The following is an 18,250-nucleotide window of genomic DNA, read 5'->3' on the forward strand; positions in this document are numbered from 1 at the left end:
GAATAACGGTTGTTTCCCCAAAAAATTCCTGGAAGCTGATTCGCTCGGATATTATTTCGTTGAATTCAAGAAAGTGTGGAAACAGTAAGGTGGCGGAAGATCACAGGAGGGATAGTTAAAACCCATCACATTGATATAAAAGGCATTTATAAAAGTTAATTTCTGTATTATACAAATCCTTATACCACCATATTTTAAATGGTCAATTTTCAATCGAATCAAACAAACAGGTACTGATCAAAAAAGATTAATGACAAAACAGGTCACAGGGATCACACCTTTCAATTTTTAACAAAAAAATCAATACATTCACCGGTGATTACTTATCAAAAACTCGGCTAAAACCAGTCACTTCAGTGCGTACACTACCACTTCGAACTCCTACAAGAGTGTTACTCTAAATTAAGGATATTCGTGTTCGGCGCTTTACCTAATGGGTTTAACGTAAGTGTCGCATTTGAACCAACAGTCAGGAGTGAACTGTAAGCATCCCGGCTTTAGTTCCATGCACTTTTTGAGATATCCGGTGTTTCAGCCATCAGCCGGTACTCTGCCGGCGTCAGGTTGTTCAGGGATTCATGAGGCCGCTCGTTGTTATATTCCTTCAGCCAGCGCTCTGTAATTTCCCGCGCTTCATTCAGTGTTCTGAACAGATAAAAATCCAGGATTTCTGTTCGGTATGTCCGGTTGAACCGTTCGATAAAAGCATTTTGTGTAGGCTTACCCGGCTTGATAAATTCGAGCTGCACACCATGTTCTTCGGCCCATTGGGCCAGCGCCAGTGAGACCAGTTCGGGCCCGTTGTCCATCCGCATCTTCAGTGGGTAACCACGGTTTGCCACGATCCTGTCCAGCACCCGGACGACTCGCTGAGCAGGGATATTCAGGTCGATTTCTATCGCCAGTGCTTCACGGTTAAAATCATCTACCACGTTGAAGGTCCGGAAGCGCCTGCCGCAGACCAGCGCATCGTGCATAAAATCAATGGACCAGCTCTGGTTCAGCGATCCCGTTGTGGCCAGCGAGGCCGGATTACGCACTGGCAGACGTTGCTTTCCTTTGCGACGAAAATTCAGTTTCAGCAGGCAATAAATCCGGTGAACACGTTTATGGTTCCAGGTGTTGCCCTGTCTGCGCAGTAGTTGGAACAGCTTTTTAAAACCGTATCGTGGATAGCGTTCTGCCAGTTCAGTCAAAGCCCGGATCACCGGTTCATCACGCCGGGTATCGGGCTGATAAAAATACACCGTCCTGCTCAGCGATAATGTCCTGCATGCCTGGCGGATACTCATGGCAAACTGTGCCGCCAGATAACTGACGAGCTCCCGCTTTATCGCTCGCTTTAAAGCTTTTTTTCGATAACGTCTTTCAGGGCCAGACATTCAAGGCTGAGATCAGCAAACATCTGTTTGAGCTGCCGGTTTTCGTCCTCCAGATCCTTCATCTTTTTGATATCAGAAGCTTCCATCCCGCCATACTTTGCTTTCCAGTTGTAATAGGAAGCTTCGGATATTCCCGCTTCGCGGCAAACATCCTTAACGGTACGTCCGGCTTCGACAGACTTCAGAACGGTAATGATCTGGTGCTCGGTGAATCGGGCTTTACGCATGACGATCTCCTCAGGGGACATAATCAGTATGTCGGAAGATCTCTAAAAGTGAATGGTCCGTTTTACCGGGATGCTTACATAATAAGTAGAATCAGGCCATTCGCTGAAGATGCTTCATCGGTGTGTAACCATTCAACGCCATATTGGGTCGTTCGTGATTATAAAAAACCTTGCCACCCGGTGGCTTAGTTTTGTAATTCATCCTGTGATGTAAACAGATGCGGCCCCAGCCAGTCATAACACACAGTCCGTTTGTAACGATCAAAATAAGCATTTCTCCGCGGATTACCCGGCTGAACGAAATCAGTCCTGACTCCTACATAATTATCCATAATATCAAGGTATTACTGGTATATTCTGGACCGGTATCACAGCGGATTGCTTTGGGTTTTCCTTTCCATTCAATGAGTTGTTCCAGTACTCTGACAACCCGAATGGCGGGCTAGAAAAATCGACCTCAATGGTCAGCGCGTCACGGGATAGCCGGAAATGACATTCAGCAGACGGACTGAAAGTCCAGCCGCTCACCGCTCGCGTAGGAAGTCCATCGACCAGTATTCATTGCTGCATTCAGGTACGGCAAGCGGTTAAGGCGTATCCCTTTTCAGCAGTTTTTTGGGGTTTATTCGCATGTTCAGCGATAACTCGCAGTAAATCCGGTACACTGTTTTGTGGTTGAACTTAAAGCTTTTCACGTTACGAGGATACAAAAAACACAGACCAAACCCCCAGTTGTGCTGCCTGTCAGTGATACGAATCATCAAATCGGCAATAACGACATGTTCTTCATTCAACTCAGGTTGGTAGCGATAGCAGCTTTTTCTGTCAGAACCAACAGGCAGGCAAAATGTATGTTGATGCGTCGGCTTCGGACCTCGGTCCAAGTACCAGCTGCTTTCACTGGGAGGGCTGCACCACGTTTTTGCCATGGCCCCCATAATAATTCCCGCTTTAAGCCGCTCTTCGGCATACAACAGTTTGAGACAACGGTTTTCGTGTTCCAGCTCCTCCAGGGCGGGCGATCATGGAGGCATCCATCCCGCCAAACGGTGAACGCCTCCCTTAGAACTGGCATTGTTCATTCCATGCTCGCGGCACAGTTCAGCCACAGGCATTCCGATTCGTCTTGCTTCTGGATGACCGAGTTCTATCTGTCTGTAAAACGTGACTTTTTCATAAACATTCGCCGGTCCAGTCCACGAGACATTCTTCCTATGCACATACCGGTTTTTCGGGGGGACTGTCATCACTTCATTTCACCAGATCTACCGTTACCCACATTCCCAATTCAGAACCCACTAAGCTGTCTAGCTAATCCCACGTGGCAGTCACCACTACCGATCCGTTATACGTCCCTGCAAATCTAACATCTGTGTCCACTACACTTATTACGTCCACAGATCCATGGGGAGCCGCGGTAACCGTCGCGGAATAAACTCCATCTCGATTTAAATAAATACCGGATTCGATTTGTTTATTCTCGGTTCGAAGTACCGCGGGGTTGCGGGGTACATCCAGGACCACAGACGCAGTACCATCACATTCCACCCCAAGAGAAACCTTATTCCGACGATAGACCGTACCAACAGAGGCAGTCTGGTGGACGATTTCACCACGCCCTACGATCGAGCATAAAACGGGTTTGGGCACGGCACGCAGTGTACAATGATCAGGCCATCCAGGGAGGGTGAACCCATGCTTTCTAAAATGAAACCTCCGCATCTCAGGCCATGTAGTTATACCGACGACAGCAGCATATAAACAAAGAGATTCGTTAGCGTCAACATAACTACCAGAATCCCCTGCTTGCCAGTGCGGCACCCTCATACCCGCCTTCATACGTTCGAACACGAGCTCGGCAGTTTCCCGTGGGTCCCCTACACCCCTCCCGGCAATCTGCACCCCCATGCAGTAACTTTTCCCGGATAAATCCGATTCGCCGAAGTCCTTACGATATACTGTAGACCGTCTACCAGCCCCTGGCTTATCCCATACCTTGCCCAGCACCCCGCAGCTCCCCGGTAAGCCGTTAACAGACCCTACTACTGTCGGCCCCCCAGGGTATACGGTCACGTATGGAAGAGGTGGTACCTCATAACCACCTTCTACCACACCCTCACATGTAGCGTCGAACGCCGCGATGGCTGACATCACCACCACGACCCTGATGTCTAGTATTTTTCTCACAGTAGTCCCTGCCTTTGCCAGCTATCGTTTTGAGAGCAATCATTCATCGTCGGAGCATTCCATCTGCCCATATGTTCCAGCGTTTTTCATACGCCTGCACCCGTGCGTCGGATTCTGCCACTGACAGTCCCCGCCCCCGGGCCTGCTCGTAAAGCCGCAGGCGTTGAGTACGGTAATTTTCTAACGCGCGCGGCGCGATGGTGGTGCCCTCAGGGGTAAACCACACGCCCAGCCAGTCAAAACCATGTTCAATTCTCCCCAGTCGAGTTTTGTCGGGGTGGGTTTCAAATCCACCCAAATTAAAAAATCCGTGCAGGCGTTTCACGCAGCGCTTCAGGTGCCAGCGTGTACGGGTAAACAGCAAAAAATCATCCATATAGCGCGAATAAAAGGTTCCTTCCTGCGCGGAAAAATAACTGTCGACATGATGCAATAGACTGGCGCCGATCAGCGGGCTAAGCGCACAACCGCGACAAATGCCGTACCGCGGGGTAAAAATCTCGCCCCCGTCCTCGACGCTGTAATACAAATACTGCTCAATCAGATCGATAAGCACCGGATCATCAATATGCTGCTGCACCAGGCTCAGTACTTGCGCCTTGCGGATATGCCGGTAATAACCGCGGATATCCGTTCGATAAACAAAGGCGTAATCACCGCAGGTGAGTTCACGCCATACATTCTCGACCGACAGTTTACCCCCACCACGCCCTTTGAGGTGAACGCAGCGTTCATGGGTGGGCAGGTCATTTTCCACCCGCAAGCAGACCCATTTCAGCACCAGCGCATCTTGCGCGCTCCATTGCACCCAACTGCGATCGCGATAGCGGTAAAGCTGCATCGGCAGCAAACGGTAATCGCCGTTGCGCACTCGCCGATAAATGGCGGCTCTACGCTCGGCCCAGTGGAAACGCAAATGCCAAATATCCGCATTGGGCGGCGCATGTCGCCGTCGACTCTTCACCCAGCGATAGGCCTCGAGCCAGTCCATATCCGCCTTATTCATATTCCAAGCGGAAGGTGGCAATCGCGCTGAACGGGCCGTGCTCTATGGTGCGGCGAGCGATAGCCTCCGGCTCACCCTGCACATAGGCCAGCACCGTCAGGGTATTATTGCCAGCAACCAGCCGGTATCCCTCACCGGCCTTGTTCAGCGGGAGAGGTTGGCCGCCCTGCGTTTCCATACCGATCGCGATGCCAGACGCCTGGCTGCCCCCCTCAATCGCCAGCAACCCCTTAAGACTCTGGTTTTCCGTTCCGCTGAAGGTCACCTTGACCGTTTTCCCCAGGCTCAAATCGCACTCCCCCAAGCGAATATCGAACGCCTGCCCGTGGGTGCGTTCATTGGCGTACAAGTATTTGTCGATCACCGTGCCAAAATCGAGCCTCACATTTTCGTCCCCTGGCGCGATCACACAGGGCTCTGCCACCAATGCGCCATGCAAACGTACATTGTCGGCCAGTGCGGCACAGCTCAGCGCCAATAGCCCGGCAATCAGCGCCGTATTGAGAAACCGCGGATACCCGTTCATTGGTAAACCGCCTTTAGGGTAGCCGTAGCCTCAAATGGCCCTTCTTTTAGCGTCGCGCCCTGGCGTTTTACCGGCACAGCCTCCAAGTGGGGCAGGTTCGTCAGTTGGATGGGTATCGGCTTATTAAGCTCAAACGGGACACCGTTCTGTTTAATCTGAATGGCCAGATCCTTGACACCAGTCACCACCGCCGCCCGATCGTAATCCGCCGAGACGCCAACGATTTCCAGCGTTATTGCCCAAGCCTGCGCGTTGGGATCACAATTGACCTGGTAGTTCATTGGCTGCAAATAATTCACCCCATCGACCTTTTTTATCCCCACGCGATTGCCGAAATCGACGTCCACCAGTCCGCCGTTATTAATCGTGCAGGCAGGGGGTTCGACCAGGGTGCCGAAAAACGTCATGTTCTCCGCCGCCATTCCCGCTCTGCTCAGTGTGCAGCAGGCGAACAACAAGGCAACACCTGAATAAAGTTTCATCGATATTCCACCATCATCGTCGCACCGGCGGAAAAAACTCCGCCGCTGAGTTTGGCGCCAACCCGTTTTACCGGCACAGCTTCAAGCACGGGTAATGCGGGATAATTGAAGTTCAACCATCTATTAATTGGCAGCCGCTTGCCGCTATTAACGTTGAGCAGCTCGATGCCTAAATCTGTTCTATTGGTCTTTAATACCTCGGAATCAAACGTGGCGCCGTTACCTTCAATACGCATCCGTGCAGCGCCGGCCGCGCCTCCCTGGCACTGCACCGCATAGACGATCGGCATTTTTTTATATTCGCCGTCAACGCGGGTGGTCATCACGTCATTACCGAAATTCACTTCAATCAAGTTGTTGTTGTTGATGTCGCACGGCGGCTCCACTACCGTAATCTTGACGGTTACCGTCGCCGTAGCGGTTTTTGCCAGCACCGGTGCGGTTGCCCACCAGCTCGCAAGCGCCAAGCATGCCATAACCAGCGGCAATCGATATACGCGTTCAGCAGCCATCTCTTTCGCCCTAATCATAGTTAAGCCTGAAGTCGATATGGGCCAAATAAGCACCTGCCCGCAACGGAGCCCGCGTCCGTTCCGGCATCAGGCTATAGGTCAGGCTATCTTGCCCCGCCGCCAGCACCAGCGGCGCCCCACGGCTCCCCAGACGAATGTCCCGTCCCTGTGCATCAAGCATCCGTAACCCGATGCCGGAAGCCCCACGCACCCCGATCAATTGCGGATTATCCGTATCCGCCGGTGCAACGAAGCTAACGGAAACCGCAGGTTGATTCAGGTTCCACAGCAGGTTGCCGCTGCGCTGATCGCGACTGTTTGCCGGGCTGCGTAAACAATCCCGCAAACGCAACTGCACCGCCACCGGCGTACCCTGCGCTCCTACCTGCGCCAACCGGGCGGTACCAGTTTCCCCCAGCCACACATCCTGATAAGCCGAGGCCATTTCCAGGCGACAGGCGCTTTCGGTCAAGGCACCACGCACATGCAACACCCCATTGGCACCGTCAACGTTCCCGTTATCTGCCGCGCTGGCCGCGGGCATCAGCGCCAGCATGCTGCCGATCACCACCGGCACCATCATCACCGCAGCCACTCGGGCCAACAGGTATTGCCGTTCAGGGCAAGACAGGAAGCCGCTCCTCTGTTTTCTCTGTTGCATGTTCAGTTCCCTCTTTACGCCCGCTTATCAGCTTGGCTTGACTGGTTTAGCCTTGCACTCGGCCCCGCTACAGCTGAACTGCAACTGTGGGCGGCCGCCGTAATCATTGACGTAGGTCAGTACCGGCGCATTGCCCAGCGCAGACGCCCCCAGATTCAACGTCTCTTTGCTTTTTGGCGCCACCATCAGCGGTTCAAAGCCCTTAGCCCCCACCGCCCCTGGTTTGCTGCTGGCATCCACAATGGTGACGTAATACGGCGTTGGGTTGTTCACCTGAAATTTGTCGCCAAATTTGGTTAGCGTCAGCTGTTCCTGCCAGGGTGCCGCGCTTTCGGCACTGATTAGCGCTTTTGGCCGATAAAACAGTTTGATCCGCGTTTGCAGTGCCAGTTGCAGTGTGTTGGGTTTTTCGCTCTTTGGCGGGATCTCGCGCAGGTTGAAGTAGAACAGCGTCTCACGATCTTGCGCCAACAGGTTGGCAGCCGGTAAAGCCTGTACCTTCATCTGGCTTTTTGCCCCCGGCTCCAGGCGCTGCAATGGTGGCAGTACCGTCAACGGAGTGGTTATTTTATTGCCCTGGGCGTCTTCCACCCAACCTTGCGCCAGGTAAGGCAGTTGTTTGTTCTCGTTGCTAACGCTCAGGCTGGTCGATTTCTCGCTGCCGTTGAACACCACGCGGGTGCGATCCAGCGCTATCGCCGCCTGAGCCTGCTGCAGGCCCAACACACCGGCTAGCAGACCGCTCATCAGCGGAAAAAAGGATTGTTTCATTAGGTTCATCGTTAATTACTCACTTCTTTAAATTCAATAAAATGGCCAGTGGTAGAAAAGCAGCCCCGGCCTGTCTCTGTGGCTAAATAGGTTTTCGTTTCCGTCGTTATTCCGCCGCCGCCTCCGGCAACAGGCGGCACGGCAACAACAGCTTGGCCACATCGCCTGGCGGTATTTGCGCCGGTAATGTCAGCGCGCACTGCGCCCGCCCATCCCATCGCACGGTCATTTCCTCGTTCGGGTTAATGCCGCTCAGGTACACATTGCCGTCGTCGTTAACGATGCCCACATCCTGCTTTTTGTGGTTTTGCACCGTGGCACCAAACGGCGGCGTGGAGCCGTCCGCTAGGCGGATCACCGCCATCGCTTTCTCACCGGCGATCACTTCAAATCGGCGGTAACCAATCGCCCCTTCGGTCAGGGTGGCCTGCACCACTGATCGTGTCGCTTCGGCATTCTCTGGCAACTTGTTTACATCGATGCTGACCCGATTGCGGTAATAACTACCGACATCCGTCACCACCGCCTTGCCGAAGCGGTTGGTACGCGTCACCACGCCATAACCGCCGATCGGAATATCCGCAACGCCGCCGGTGTCCAGCATCATGCGGGTACCGCCAATCATCCCCGATCTGTGCAGCGCCGCGCCTTTCAGGGTGGCGGTGGCGCCCCCTTCCAGCGACAGGCCAGCGGATGAATAGCGCCCTTCCTGATAGCTGGCGTTGGCGTTAACCTGCGCTATATCGCCCTGATGGGTGTAATAACCGCTCGCCGTTGCGCCGTTGCGGGTGATGCCGCTGCTCAACTGATAGCTGTCGCCGTTGTCCAGCCGATCGTAATACCCCACCTGGTGGGTGTTGTCGTTGCGGTCGAAACTGCCGCTGTAACTGAGCGACCCACTGCCGCCCCACGGCATCGACAGCGAGAGATACATGCCGTCATCGTTGACGCCGTTATACTTATTGCGGTACCCCGTCAGCGACAGACTCAGGTTCCTGAACTGGCCAACATCAAAATTGCGCGACAGCGTCAGGGTGTAACGATCGTTCGCCGTACTGTTCCAGTAAGTCTGATGGTTGTAGTTCAGGTAGGCACTTAACCCAAGATCGCGGAAGTGCTGGCTGAAGCTGATGGTGTACATCTCTTTACTGTTCTGGTTACGCGTGCCGTAGGTACGCGCATCCAGATATTCGCTCATCGACATATAGTTCCGTTCCGAGAAGCGGTAACCGGCGAAGGTGACCTGGCTGTCGTACTCGTCGAAGTTTTTCGAGTAGCTCAGCCGGTAGGAGCCGCCGGTCAGGGTGCCGTCCTCCAGTTGTGGCAAGCGTGCCCGCGACTGAGTCACGTCGAACGACAGTGCGCCGAACATCATCAGATCCCGCCCGATACCGACCGCCAGTGCGTTGTAATCACCGCCCGCTACACCGCCACCGTACAGCGACCAGCCGTTGCTGACTCCCCAGGAAAATTCACCGGTCGCAAACAGCGGGCCGTTGGTACTGTGCTTCCAGTCCGAAGGGCGGCCGCTGGCCACTTTGTAGCGCACCGTCCCCGGTCGGGTCAGATACGGGATGCTGGCGGTATCGATACGGAATTCCTGCACGCTGCCGTCCTGTTCTTCCACCCGCACATCCAACTGCCCCGAAACCGCATCGTTGATGTCCTGAATACGGAACGGACCGGATGCGACCTGGGTTTCATACAGCACCCGCCCCTGCTGGCTGATCACCACCTTGGCGTTGGTGCGCGCCACCCCGGTGACCTCCGGCGCATAGCCGCGCAGGTTCGGCGGCAACATGCTGTCGTCGCTGATCAGGCTGGCACCGGTAAAGCGGAAGCTATCGAAGATGTCGGAATACAGGTAGTTCTCACCAACCGACAGCTTTGCCCCCAAATGCGGTATTGCGCGATAGGCGTAATAACGGCTCCAGTCCCAATTTTGGCGTGTGCCCTCACCGCTGCCGGTTTGATGATCCAGCCGTGTCTGCCAGTCCGCCCGTAACCGCCATGCCCCGAGGTTTGCGCCCAGCGTACCGTTGCCGCTGAGGTTATACCCCTGCTGCCCGCGTTGCTGTTGCCGCTGGGTCTGCGCGTTGAGGTAATAATCCAACAGCAAGCCCGGCACGCCCTCATCCCAACGCGACGGCGGATCCCAGTTATCGGCGGCATATTCCAGGTAGGCCTGCGGCACGCTCAGGGTCAGGCTGGCGGTACCTAAATCGCCGCGCACCGCGGTGCCCGGCAGGCTCTCCAACGATAAGCACTCGCCCTGATGCCACCAGGTCAGCTTTTCTTTCATGTCTGGTTTTAAGCCAAATTGTTCCACCATTGCCGTGCTGATACATGCAGCGCTATCGTTCGCGTCCTGTTCCGCCGGGTAAAAAATAACACTTTGCTCAGGCAACTCCTGCTTATTAACACGCACTAGCATCATGTAATCGCCCGGCATGATATAACCGCCACGCGAGAACTGGCCCAGGTCAATATTATCGCGATCTTTAACATCCAGAACGTCAGTATTGAACTGCACCTCTTCCGCACTGGCGTAATACCCAAACAAACCCAATGCGCAGGCAATATAAATACCCACAGCACGCGGGCGGAAGGGCAATAAAGTCCAGCTCGGCATCATCATGCTTATCAATCCCTTTTATTCTTATTTTTACGCCAAGGCTATCAATGCAAACCCTCTTTATTTCCACGAAAAGGAAATAAGTAAAAGGCACACCCTGTGAATTAAAATTTAATGTTTAACGCATCGCTAGAATCTATTCAGTAATAATCCATTTTAAATTTAATACTCGAAGTGTATTCCCCACTGCGTAATAACTGTTGATTACTGACCAGTCGCAGCGAATAATTTAATTCTCTGTTCCCTTCGGTAATGTCCAGCAACGGCGTTGGGTTGCCTGGCGAAACGATATTGCCTTCGCTGTCGGCAAGTTGTAGCGCAACCCCGCGCGCTTGCCCATCGACACCGAATAATCCATTATCCTCCCGACCATCAAATGTCACCTGAAATCGTTGCCACTTCGGTAAATTTTCATCTATGCGATCCAAAACACAATTAACCAGGCGAATACTGAAGGGTCGGGTAGCACCTTTCCCATCACGCATTATTTGGCTCAACGGCACCGTGGACATATCAATAGTCTGATCTCGGCTGTCGGTATCAATGGCGCAGGCCGTTTCTATTACGGCACCTTGCATGTTAACCCGCCCCCAACCTGCCGCAGCCAGGCTGCTCTCCATAGGTAACAGCATTAACAGGCAAAACGCCGAATAACGCATTTTTAGCCTTTTCATCTCATTATTCTCCTGCACGCCACCCTGACAAGAATGCATGCGGGCCTCTGCCCGCATGCATGATTAATCCAGTCAATAAATCAAATTATTTGTAGTTCAGGATGAAGTTAGCCACGCTCTGGAATTTACCCGGAACGATAGATTTATCATCGCCGCCGTCGCCTTTCAGATAAGCGCTGAAGGCCAGAGTTGCTTCTGTGGCACCCGCGCTGATCAGTTGGCCCGTGGTAGGTTTGCCCAGTTCAATGACATTATTGCTACCATCGGTAATCGCAATGCTGGCGCCTTTGGCATCGCCCGTCATACCCAGCAGGCCATTTTTGCCAGCCGCACCGTCAAAGGTGGTGGTCACGGTTTTAGCGGTGTCCAGGCTGCATTTTTCCAGATGGATTTCAAACGGTTTCGGGTCAGAGTTACCACCATTAAGCAGGGAAACGTTAGACACTGAGCCCAGATCTACAGTCTGATCAATAGACTTAGGGTCAATTGAGCAAGGTGCATCAATAATGGAGCCGGTGAAGGTCACTTTACCGTGTCCTTGATCAGCAGCCTGTGCGCCAGAAATAGTGCCGAATGCCAATACTGCTGCCATCATAATTTTATTCAATTTCATTTCTACTTTATCCTTAATTAAGGTCATTTCCCATTTGTGTGAAGTCGCCATGTATTCAGATTCACACAACCGGCCCATGGAATAGGAAACTTACGCCTCCGTTCTCAAGGCCGTGTTATCACTACCGGCAACTGGAAATCATGATATCGACAAAAAAACACAATAGCTAAATAATCTAATTAATTGCAATTAATTAGATTAAAACTCCAAAATCACAAAAAATTAAAATAAAATTAAGAATATAAAACCAATGATTTGAATTAATTAAAAAATAACACTCCTTTAAATTCAATGTCATTTCAGGTGGTGAATAATTTTTCTAAAGGGTGTTGACTACAAGTGTTAACCTCCCTTAGATTCCCCCTCACTACCCAAGCAAGACTATTCTTATCATTGACTAATTTTATGCTTACGCACCAGAATTAAACAGGTATCCAAATGAAATATATAATAAATCTCACCCTGATTTTCGATCCGGACAGTCAATTGTTGATGCTTAAGAACGATAACTTACTAACGGTAGGGTTATCTAATCCGGCTACACGGTTATTAAGCGAGCTGATAAGGAATAATAAAATTGAATTAACGCGTGAAGCGCTGATCAAGCACGTCTGGGAGGATTATGGGTTTTCTCCGTCCAGCGCCACATTGAGCAACCATATCAGTGAGCTGAGAAAAGCCTTTGAAGCACTTGGGCTAAGCAAAGACATACTGATCACCGTGCCGCGGATAGGCTTTAAAATGGATGCGGAAATCCACCCGGAGACCAAGCCGCCAAAGGAATCGCTATCGGCTGAACAGATGGATCTTCTGCCGCCGATAAGTCAGCAGGCGACAGAGGTAAACATCGTCGCGGGCGATGTGGCCGTAAGTTCGAAAAAACCATCACGCAAAATGAAAATGGCGGCATTGTCTCTCCTTCTTGCCCTGGGCGTCACCGCGGCGGCGACGACGTGGTTAACCCTGAGCAAAAATGAACAACCCGCACTCATCGGGACTCAGGATAAATGTCGGATCTTTACTCTGGGTGAAGGGAAACCTGAGCCCGATCAAGCAGGTCGAGTGAAAAAGATGCTGGCTGATGAAGAGGTCGATTGCACGCAGACCGATCGGGACATTTACTATATGGAAGCGCGCCCTGCCAACAACTTGCTTAAGGTGTCTTTTATGGCCGCTTGCGCCAAAAACAGCGATATGAGCTATACAAACTGTAACAACTTCAAACAGGTTGAGTAGGTTTACATGAAAAAGATTGTGATCGTTTTATCGAGCGTCATCATCGTTGTCTTGAGTGGCGCTTTTGTTTATCGCCACCACGAGAGCTGGAAACCTTTTCGCTGTAACACGCATTTGAGTTCGCACATCGTTTCAAAAGAGGGTAAAACGCTTGAACTTAATCTGGATATCAGCGTCGTCACCGCCCATAAAGGCAGCAGTGAATTGCTCGCGGTGGGCTCCCTCAAAGATCCTGATAATAGTTATGTTATTTCCAGGCGTCTTTTCATGGTCATTAAGCAATCTGATTTTAAAGGCTACTCGAAAACCATGATCACCCGGGAAGAGCACCACCCCATAGATAGCCTACCAGACCACCTCTGGCAACAGTATGTATTGCCAGAAGCACCCGGCATCGCTTTCTATATGGAAACCAAGAGATTAAATGATGAAGCCTATTTTATTAAAGGACTAACCAACCCCCATTTTGTTTGCGTGAAAACACCAGATTAACTTCATAAACAGGCTTAATCACCTGTCATTAATTGATTAAGCCACTTTAGAGCCTCACGCCCCCTGCAGCCCAACTATCTAATACCCCCCCCACACAACCAAATTCACAGAGAAAAAATCTAATAAAAACTAGATTATAAAAAACTATCACCAATCATGACCATTAAACATCGTTAACTTGAACAGAACACTTCTCGTTGGTTAGTCTATGGCTGATTCTGATTAGTCGATAAGTACATACCAAACTAAGTACATACATAACAATGATAATCGGAATCTAAAAATAAATTAATGACCAGGGCAAAAAACGAAAACCAGAGCGCAGAGCACATGACCGGTACGAAAAATGGCACCATAAAGACAACATTGGCCATCCGCATAATCGACGATGATAGCTTTTACACCATAGGGCTCATTAAGGCACTATCCAACCATTTAAAACATAGAAACATTCGTTTTTACACTGGTACCTGTGCGGGAATAGCTGCTGATATTGTCTTTCAGGCCATTCGCTGCGGTACATTAATCTCACCTGGCAATCGACCAGGGGGCCACAGTGCAACACTTTATTTTGCCATCGCGGAAAGAAAAGATGCTCACCTGCAGCATCTCTATCGTGGCCTGGCCAAGTCCAATATCTTATACCGGCATCAATCGGTGAACAGCGTGTTGCAGCTTATTGGGAACACCCTACTTGCCCCGCAACCTTCGCCCGAAAGAACGCGACAAGGCAGCAAAGTTTGCCACCACGAATCACTCACACCGCGTGAGCAAGAAGTTCTGTATCAACTCCAGCAGGGAAAAACACATGCCGGCGTTGCCAGCCTCTTGGGCATTAAGGAGAAGACCATAAGCTCGCACAAACGCGCAGCGATGAAAAAATTGAATTTTAAGCGAACTAACGAACTGTTCCATTGGATGCTACAAGGCGGTTTAACCAGCCATCAACAACGAAAAGGAAATTGAACATGAGCCATTCGTCTCTACCCATCACGGCAGTATTGATGGGCGTACTGTTGGTCAGCGGTTGCCAGTCCACCAAAACGCCTCAGATAAAAACCGCCTCGGCCAGCACGTTGCAGGATGAAAAGGTCAAGCGTGAAACCCAGGATTTAAAGCAGTGCCAACAGAATTTAAACGCACTGGGGACGCTGAAAACGGCGGATTACCCGACTAAAAAACAGGTGTTCGACAACCTGATGTCCGGCGCTTCGCAATATGCCGGTGTGCGCCCCCAGGTCAACGAGCGCACGCAAGAGACCGTTGATGCCCTCTATCGTTATCAGGTGAGCTATCAATGCGCCGAGATTAATCAGGCATTGCTTACCGAACTGGCGAAACGCGGCGGTGCGATAAAATGATCGTCTGGAAACGGCTGACCTACCGTTTTTTGGCCTGCCTGGCTGGGGGGATGCTGCTGCCCGCGGCTTCATCGGCGCCAAGCAAGGGTAATGCCGATATTCCGGCCTTGCTGCAGTTTGCCGAGCAATACAGCGACAAAGGCTACCCGGCAGAAAAAGCCCCTGCCGCGCGGGATCGCCCTCGCACCGAAAAACACCCAACCCCAAGCCCCGAGAAAGGTAAGCCCGACAACAAACCGCCAGTACAGCGCGAATCCTGGCGAATGAAGGATAAGGCTATCGAGCAACAGCGCACGGAAATAGCCCAGCTAAAATTACAGATAACCCGTCTGCGACAAAACGCCGTAACGGCAACGCCGGATTGGGCCGCGCTATCCCAACTGGCGCAAAGCTTGCGCCAGGCGTTGGGGGTGACACCGACAGAGCGTCAGGCAAAAGCCAACCTGGTACAGATACAGCAGCGGTGGGATCAGGATCGGGCGGTATTGCAGCAACAGTTGTCCAAAGCAAAAGCAGAAAACCAGGCCTTATCAGCGGCAGCCAACCAGCAAAAAAATTGGCTGCTGGAAGCAGAAAAGCGCGACGTGGTGCTGCGGGAACAGCAAGCTGAATGGCGGTCACAGCGTCAACTGATGCAAACCGAACTGGATGAAACCGTTAAGAAACTGGCAGATACGCGAGCCGACATGGCTTCTTTGCAAGCGCGAAGCCCCCTTCTGGTGACGGCCGATGCGCTCAAAGGCGCACAACCGCGTGAGGATTACGCCGCAGGCGTTTCACTGGGAGAGGAAATTCTGCAAATGCAGGAAGAACGGCAGCGTTGGGGAGTGAGATCGGAGAAGGGAATGCTCTTGGCTGGCATTGCAGATGCCTTTGCGGGCAAGCGGATGTTGTCGGATGATGAACTCAATAACATCCTGGCCACCGCCGAGGAAAAGGTGGTATCCGCAAGAGAAAAAATCAGCGCAACCCAACGGCAAAAAGGCGCGGCCTATCTAGGGGAGTTCAAGAAAGATAAGCGCGTTCACCGGGCATCGTCCGGGTTCTGGTACCGTATCGACTATGCGGGCGATGCGAAGATCCCCGCTACCGCCTCGGTGGATATGGTGGTAAAAGAAACGCTGGTCGACGGCACCGTGGTGCAAGATATGGAAGCAACTGGCGCCACGCTGTCGCAGCCGGTGGCGGATTTCCCACCGTTGTTTAAAGAGGCCATTTCGCTGCTGCAAAACCACGGTACGATGACCCTGGTGGTTCCTCCTGAACAGGCTTACGGGGAGAAAGGCTACCCACCGAAAGTTCCCCCCAACGCCACCATGATCTACACCTTGCGCATAGCGGAGGTATACCCACCCGCTCAAGCTAAAACACGGCCCTAGCCCTGATATCTCTCGTGAATTTAATAGGGCTATCAGGCTGATGCGCAACCTATCAATGACAGATAAAACCTAGTATTGCGATTAAATTAAATTAAATTAAATTAAATTAAATTAAATTAAATTACAAAAATAAACGCCTTCAGAATCGAGCTGCCATCAATACATTGTTAAAATAAATATTAATTATAAAAATTATTTCCTCAAATTATAAAAATTACATAATAACAAATCAAAAAAACCATCCTATTGATGTTGACTTTAATGAGGACAAAAAACATGATTAACGCCACAGACAATTAGAAGCTTCAGCACCCGTAATAGGCTAGCTATTGAATGCACCACCATTAGCCGGCTATACATTTATGGCAGTGATTTCAACCCAGGTTACGTAGAGGGCTATCCGGCCCATTATTTTTATTTTCCCTTACGCCTATGCGTAAATATGCCCCTAACCGAGGAGTTGTTATGTCGGACCATCAAGTCACCTGTATCAGAAAATCCGATCGCCAAAACGCGCATGAGCGCATTCAGGCTATCGGCGGCGTCAATGCTGATGGCACCCGTTGGTCTCTGTCCCAAGCAGACGCCATTGCCGGTATCGAGGCGGGCACCTGGCGCTTTTGGGTCACCGCGAATGGCCATTCCGTCTGGGTGATTGTCTCAATCAGCGCGGCGGGGAATAAATACCTCAAAACGCAAAATGACGGCGAACACCCCAATAACCTGCTCAGCCTGCCGGAATGCCCCTGACGTCACCCGAGTGTCATGACTGATACGGTGTGTGGGCCTGCTTGCGGCCCATCGCTTCCCCCTTTTTATTATTGGCCGCTGTGGCGTTCTCACGCCCGCAGTACAGCGGCCCCCATAGCATAAGGAAATACTATGTACGGTTCCGCTACCGCCAGAAGCCTGCCGGCAGGAAAAAAGCAGCGTATCGCCGATTTATTATCGCAAATTATTGAAACGCTGGATCTCACCAAAACCCAATACGCCAACATCAAAAGCGCCTATAACGGGGTCGGCACCTTCCTGTCTGAAGGCGACGATCCGCTATTGCAAGATGCCGTTATTTACCCGCAGGGCAGCGTGCGGCTCAACACCACCGTTAAGCCCAAAAATGAAGAGCAATACGATATTGACCTGATTTGTTATCTGCCCCATGCCACCCAGGCGGATTATACCGGCGTAATATCGGCCATTCGCCGGCGACTGGAGTCGCATAACACTTATAAAGATCTATTAAGCGATTTACCCCGTGGATTCCGTATCAACTATGCCGGAGATTATCATCTGGATATCACGCCGGGCCGCGATCACACCGGCGCACAACATCCGGGCCAGCCGCTGTGGGTCGTAGATGCGCAAACCGCCTGGAAGGAGTCCAACCCCAGCGGCTACGCCGAGTGGTTCGATAGCAGCGCCAGCGTGCAGCCCCTCCGCACCATTCTGGTCATGGATTCCGCCAGCCGCGTGGGCACCGAGGCGCTGCTCCCGCTGCCGGACAGCACCGACAAAAAATTGCTTAATCGCATCGTACAAATTCTCAAACGCCACCGTGACGAATGGGCCGTCGAGCAGGATGACCTCCAGCAGCGCTGCCGCCCAATTTCGGTCATCATCACCACGCTGGCTTGCCATGCCTACAACCACATCATTGCGGCCAGGCGCGCCTACGACAACGACCTGGATATTCTGTTAGACGTACTGGAACTGATGCCGGATTTCATCGTGTCGACGCAGGGAGAGTTCCAGGTCAGCAACCCGCACATGCCGGAGGAAAACTTCGCCGAGAAGTGGAACCGCTCAGAGCAGGATGAGGGCCCTCAGCGCAGTGAAACCTTTTACCAGTGGCATGCCGCGGCCCAGGCGACGTTTAACACCATCGCCGCCAGCGTGGGGGAAGATAACCTGTTCCTGAGCCTCGAAGACAGCTTCGGCAAAACGCCGGTCGATGTCGTCAGGCAACGACTGATGGAGCATATGCAGTCGGCCAGAGAACAAGGCAGCCTGCATCTTGATAAGAAAACCGGCGGGCTGATCGCCACCGGCCTCGCCAGTACGGCAGCCCATGCCAGCGTGCCTAAAAACACCTTCTACGGTGAATAA

At 51.9% G+C, this 18,250-nt stretch carries 17 protein-coding genes and 1 pseudogene; 7 read left to right on the forward strand and 11 right to left on the reverse strand.

Going from position 1 to position 18,250, the window contains the following annotated elements; genetic code table 11:
- Nucleotides 1-497 precede the first annotated feature (497 nt).
- From ACMGF7_RS07340 to ACMGF7_RS07390, 11 genes and pseudogenes are all read right to left on the reverse strand, one after another.
- Nucleotides 498-1,609 (reverse strand): IS3 family transposase gene (locus ACMGF7_RS07340; protein WP_176326444.1). Its coding sequence is split into 2 segments (ribosomal slippage): nucleotides 498-1,348 and nucleotides 1,348-1,609, totalling 1,113 coding nucleotides; the frame shifts between segments, so codons are not numbered across the junction.
- Between the two features lie 91 nt (nucleotides 1,610-1,700).
- A pseudogene (locus tag ACMGF7_RS07345) lies at nucleotides 1,701-2,786 on the reverse strand (DDE-type integrase/transposase/recombinase).
- 1,053 nt (nucleotides 2,787-3,839) lie between these two features.
- Nucleotides 3,840-4,787 carry a reverse transcriptase domain-containing protein gene (locus ACMGF7_RS07350; RefSeq protein ID WP_255201735.1) on the reverse strand — a complete coding sequence of 316 codons (948 nt, stop codon included), beginning with the start codon at nucleotides 4,785-4,787 and terminating at the stop codon, nucleotides 3,840-3,842.
- 7 nt (nucleotides 4,788-4,794) lie between these two features.
- Nucleotides 4,795-5,328 (reverse strand): fimbrial protein, encoded by a 534-nt coding sequence (locus ACMGF7_RS07355; RefSeq protein WP_176326446.1) that lies wholly within the window; start codon nucleotides 5,326-5,328, stop codon nucleotides 4,795-4,797.
- The gene (locus ACMGF7_RS07360) at nucleotides 5,325-5,810 is read right to left on the reverse strand and encodes a fimbrial protein (protein ID WP_176326447.1); all 486 of its coding nucleotides are present in this window, start codon (nucleotides 5,808-5,810) and stop codon (nucleotides 5,325-5,327) included. The genes ACMGF7_RS07355 and ACMGF7_RS07360 overlap by 4 nt, the downstream gene beginning before the upstream one ends.
- Nucleotides 5,807-6,322, reverse strand: coding sequence for a fimbrial protein (locus ACMGF7_RS07365; RefSeq protein ID WP_255201736.1), 516 nt, complete (start codon nucleotides 6,320-6,322; stop codon nucleotides 5,807-5,809). The genes ACMGF7_RS07360 and ACMGF7_RS07365 overlap by 4 nt, the downstream gene beginning before the upstream one ends.
- A gap of 10 nt (nucleotides 6,323-6,332) precedes the next feature.
- Complete coding sequence (locus ACMGF7_RS07370) at nucleotides 6,333-6,983, reverse strand: fimbrial protein (RefSeq protein ID WP_411292231.1); 651 nt, start codon at nucleotides 6,981-6,983, stop codon at nucleotides 6,333-6,335.
- Nucleotides 6,984-7,010: 27 nt separating this feature from the next.
- The gene (locus tag ACMGF7_RS07375; protein ID WP_276529439.1) at nucleotides 7,011-7,754 is read right to left on the reverse strand and encodes a fimbria/pilus periplasmic chaperone; all 744 of its coding nucleotides are present in this window, start codon (nucleotides 7,752-7,754) and stop codon (nucleotides 7,011-7,013) included.
- 106 nt (nucleotides 7,755-7,860) lie between these two features.
- Nucleotides 7,861-10,392: an outer membrane usher protein gene (locus tag ACMGF7_RS07380; protein WP_217904332.1), complete on the reverse strand. Its 2,532-nt coding sequence runs from the start codon at nucleotides 10,390-10,392 to the stop codon at nucleotides 7,861-7,863.
- A 137-nt stretch (nucleotides 10,393-10,529) separates the two neighbouring features.
- Nucleotides 10,530-11,063: a fimbrial protein gene (locus tag ACMGF7_RS07385; RefSeq protein ID WP_147827628.1), complete on the reverse strand. Its 534-nt coding sequence runs from the start codon at nucleotides 11,061-11,063 to the stop codon at nucleotides 10,530-10,532.
- Between the two features lie 85 nt (nucleotides 11,064-11,148).
- Nucleotides 11,149-11,676: a fimbrial protein gene (locus ACMGF7_RS07390; RefSeq protein WP_164096045.1), complete on the reverse strand. Its 528-nt coding sequence runs from the start codon at nucleotides 11,674-11,676 to the stop codon at nucleotides 11,149-11,151.
- A gap of 438 nt (nucleotides 11,677-12,114) precedes the next feature.
- On the opposite strand from ACMGF7_RS07390, the gene ACMGF7_RS07395 reads away from it, so the two are divergent.
- The 7 genes from ACMGF7_RS07395 to ACMGF7_RS07425 all read left to right on the forward strand — a co-directional run bounded on the left by ACMGF7_RS07395 (nucleotide 12,115) and on the right by ACMGF7_RS07425 (nucleotide 18,250).
- Complete coding sequence (locus tag ACMGF7_RS07395) at nucleotides 12,115-12,912, forward strand: winged helix-turn-helix domain-containing protein (RefSeq protein ID WP_147827629.1); 798 nt, start codon at nucleotides 12,115-12,117, stop codon at nucleotides 12,910-12,912.
- A 6-nt stretch (nucleotides 12,913-12,918) separates the two neighbouring features.
- Nucleotides 12,919-13,404, forward strand: coding sequence for a hypothetical protein (locus ACMGF7_RS07400; RefSeq protein WP_147827630.1), 486 nt, complete (start codon nucleotides 12,919-12,921; stop codon nucleotides 13,402-13,404).
- Nucleotides 13,405-13,734: 330 nt separating this feature from the next.
- Nucleotides 13,735-14,370: a helix-turn-helix transcriptional regulator gene (locus ACMGF7_RS07405; RefSeq protein WP_176326449.1), complete on the forward strand. Its 636-nt coding sequence runs from the start codon at nucleotides 13,735-13,737 to the stop codon at nucleotides 14,368-14,370.
- 2 nt (nucleotides 14,371-14,372) lie between these two features.
- Nucleotides 14,373-14,765: a hypothetical protein gene (locus tag ACMGF7_RS07410; protein ID WP_147827632.1), complete on the forward strand. Its 393-nt coding sequence runs from the start codon at nucleotides 14,373-14,375 to the stop codon at nucleotides 14,763-14,765.
- Nucleotides 14,762-16,144, forward strand: a complete 1,383-nt coding sequence (locus ACMGF7_RS07415) for an FKBP-type peptidyl-prolyl cis-trans isomerase N-terminal domain-containing protein (protein ID WP_255201737.1) — start codon at nucleotides 14,762-14,764, stop codon at nucleotides 16,142-16,144. The genes ACMGF7_RS07410 and ACMGF7_RS07415 overlap by 4 nt, the downstream gene beginning before the upstream one ends.
- 465 nt (nucleotides 16,145-16,609) lie before the next feature.
- Entirely contained in the window at nucleotides 16,610-16,894 is a 285-nt protein-coding gene (locus ACMGF7_RS07420) for a DUF3892 domain-containing protein (RefSeq protein ID WP_176326450.1), read from the forward strand.
- 132 nt (nucleotides 16,895-17,026) lie between these two features.
- Nucleotides 17,027-18,250 (forward strand): nucleotidyltransferase, encoded by a 1,224-nt coding sequence (locus tag ACMGF7_RS07425; RefSeq protein ID WP_289528288.1) that lies wholly within the window; start codon nucleotides 17,027-17,029, stop codon nucleotides 18,248-18,250.

Source organism: Serratia sp. BNK-17 (genome assembly GCF_048684935.1).
In the GTDB taxonomy this organism is placed as follows: Bacteria; Pseudomonadota; Gammaproteobacteria; order Enterobacterales; family Enterobacteriaceae; genus Serratia; species Serratia nematodiphila.

What these genes read in the sequence shown, in the direction of transcription:
- ACMGF7_RS07355 (WP_176326446.1), bottom strand. Translation starts at nt 5,328, where the DNA reads ATGAACGGGTATCCGCGGTTTCTCAATACGGCGCTGATTGCCGGGCTA.
- ACMGF7_RS07410 (WP_147827632.1), top strand. Translation starts at nt 14,373, where the DNA reads ATGAGCCATTCGTCTCTACCCATCACGGCAGTATTGATGGGCGTACTG.
- ACMGF7_RS07415 (WP_255201737.1), top strand. Translation starts at nt 14,762, where the DNA reads ATGATCGTCTGGAAACGGCTGACCTACCGTTTTTTGGCCTGCCTGGCT.
- ACMGF7_RS07370 (WP_411292231.1), bottom strand. Translation starts at nt 6,983, where the DNA reads ATGCAACAGAGAAAACAGAGGAGCGGCTTCCTGTCTTGCCCTGAACGG.
- ACMGF7_RS07350 (WP_255201735.1), bottom strand. Translation starts at nt 4,787, where the DNA reads ATGGACTGGCTCGAGGCCTATCGCTGGGTGAAGAGTCGACGGCGACAT.
- ACMGF7_RS07360 (WP_176326447.1), bottom strand. Translation starts at nt 5,810, where the DNA reads ATGAAACTTTATTCAGGTGTTGCCTTGTTGTTCGCCTGCTGCACACTG.
- ACMGF7_RS07375 (WP_276529439.1), bottom strand. Translation starts at nt 7,754, where the DNA reads ATGAAACAATCCTTTTTTCCGCTGATGAGCGGTCTGCTAGCCGGTGTG.
- ACMGF7_RS07405 (WP_176326449.1), top strand. Translation starts at nt 13,735, where the DNA reads ATGACCGGTACGAAAAATGGCACCATAAAGACAACATTGGCCATCCGC.
- ACMGF7_RS07380 (WP_217904332.1), bottom strand. Translation starts at nt 10,392, where the DNA reads ATGATGATGCCGAGCTGGACTTTATTGCCCTTCCGCCCGCGTGCTGTG.
- ACMGF7_RS07395 (WP_147827629.1), top strand. Translation starts at nt 12,115, where the DNA reads ATGAAATATATAATAAATCTCACCCTGATTTTCGATCCGGACAGTCAA.
- ACMGF7_RS07400 (WP_147827630.1), top strand. Translation starts at nt 12,919, where the DNA reads ATGAAAAAGATTGTGATCGTTTTATCGAGCGTCATCATCGTTGTCTTG.
- ACMGF7_RS07365 (WP_255201736.1), bottom strand. Translation starts at nt 6,322, where the DNA reads ATGGCTGCTGAACGCGTATATCGATTGCCGCTGGTTATGGCATGCTTG.
- ACMGF7_RS07420 (WP_176326450.1), top strand. Translation starts at nt 16,610, where the DNA reads ATGTCGGACCATCAAGTCACCTGTATCAGAAAATCCGATCGCCAAAAC.
- ACMGF7_RS07390 (WP_164096045.1), bottom strand. Translation starts at nt 11,676, where the DNA reads ATGAAATTGAATAAAATTATGATGGCAGCAGTATTGGCATTCGGCACT.
- ACMGF7_RS07425 (WP_289528288.1), top strand. Translation starts at nt 17,027, where the DNA reads ATGTACGGTTCCGCTACCGCCAGAAGCCTGCCGGCAGGAAAAAAGCAG.
- ACMGF7_RS07385 (WP_147827628.1), bottom strand. Translation starts at nt 11,063, where the DNA reads ATGAAAAGGCTAAAAATGCGTTATTCGGCGTTTTGCCTGTTAATGCTG.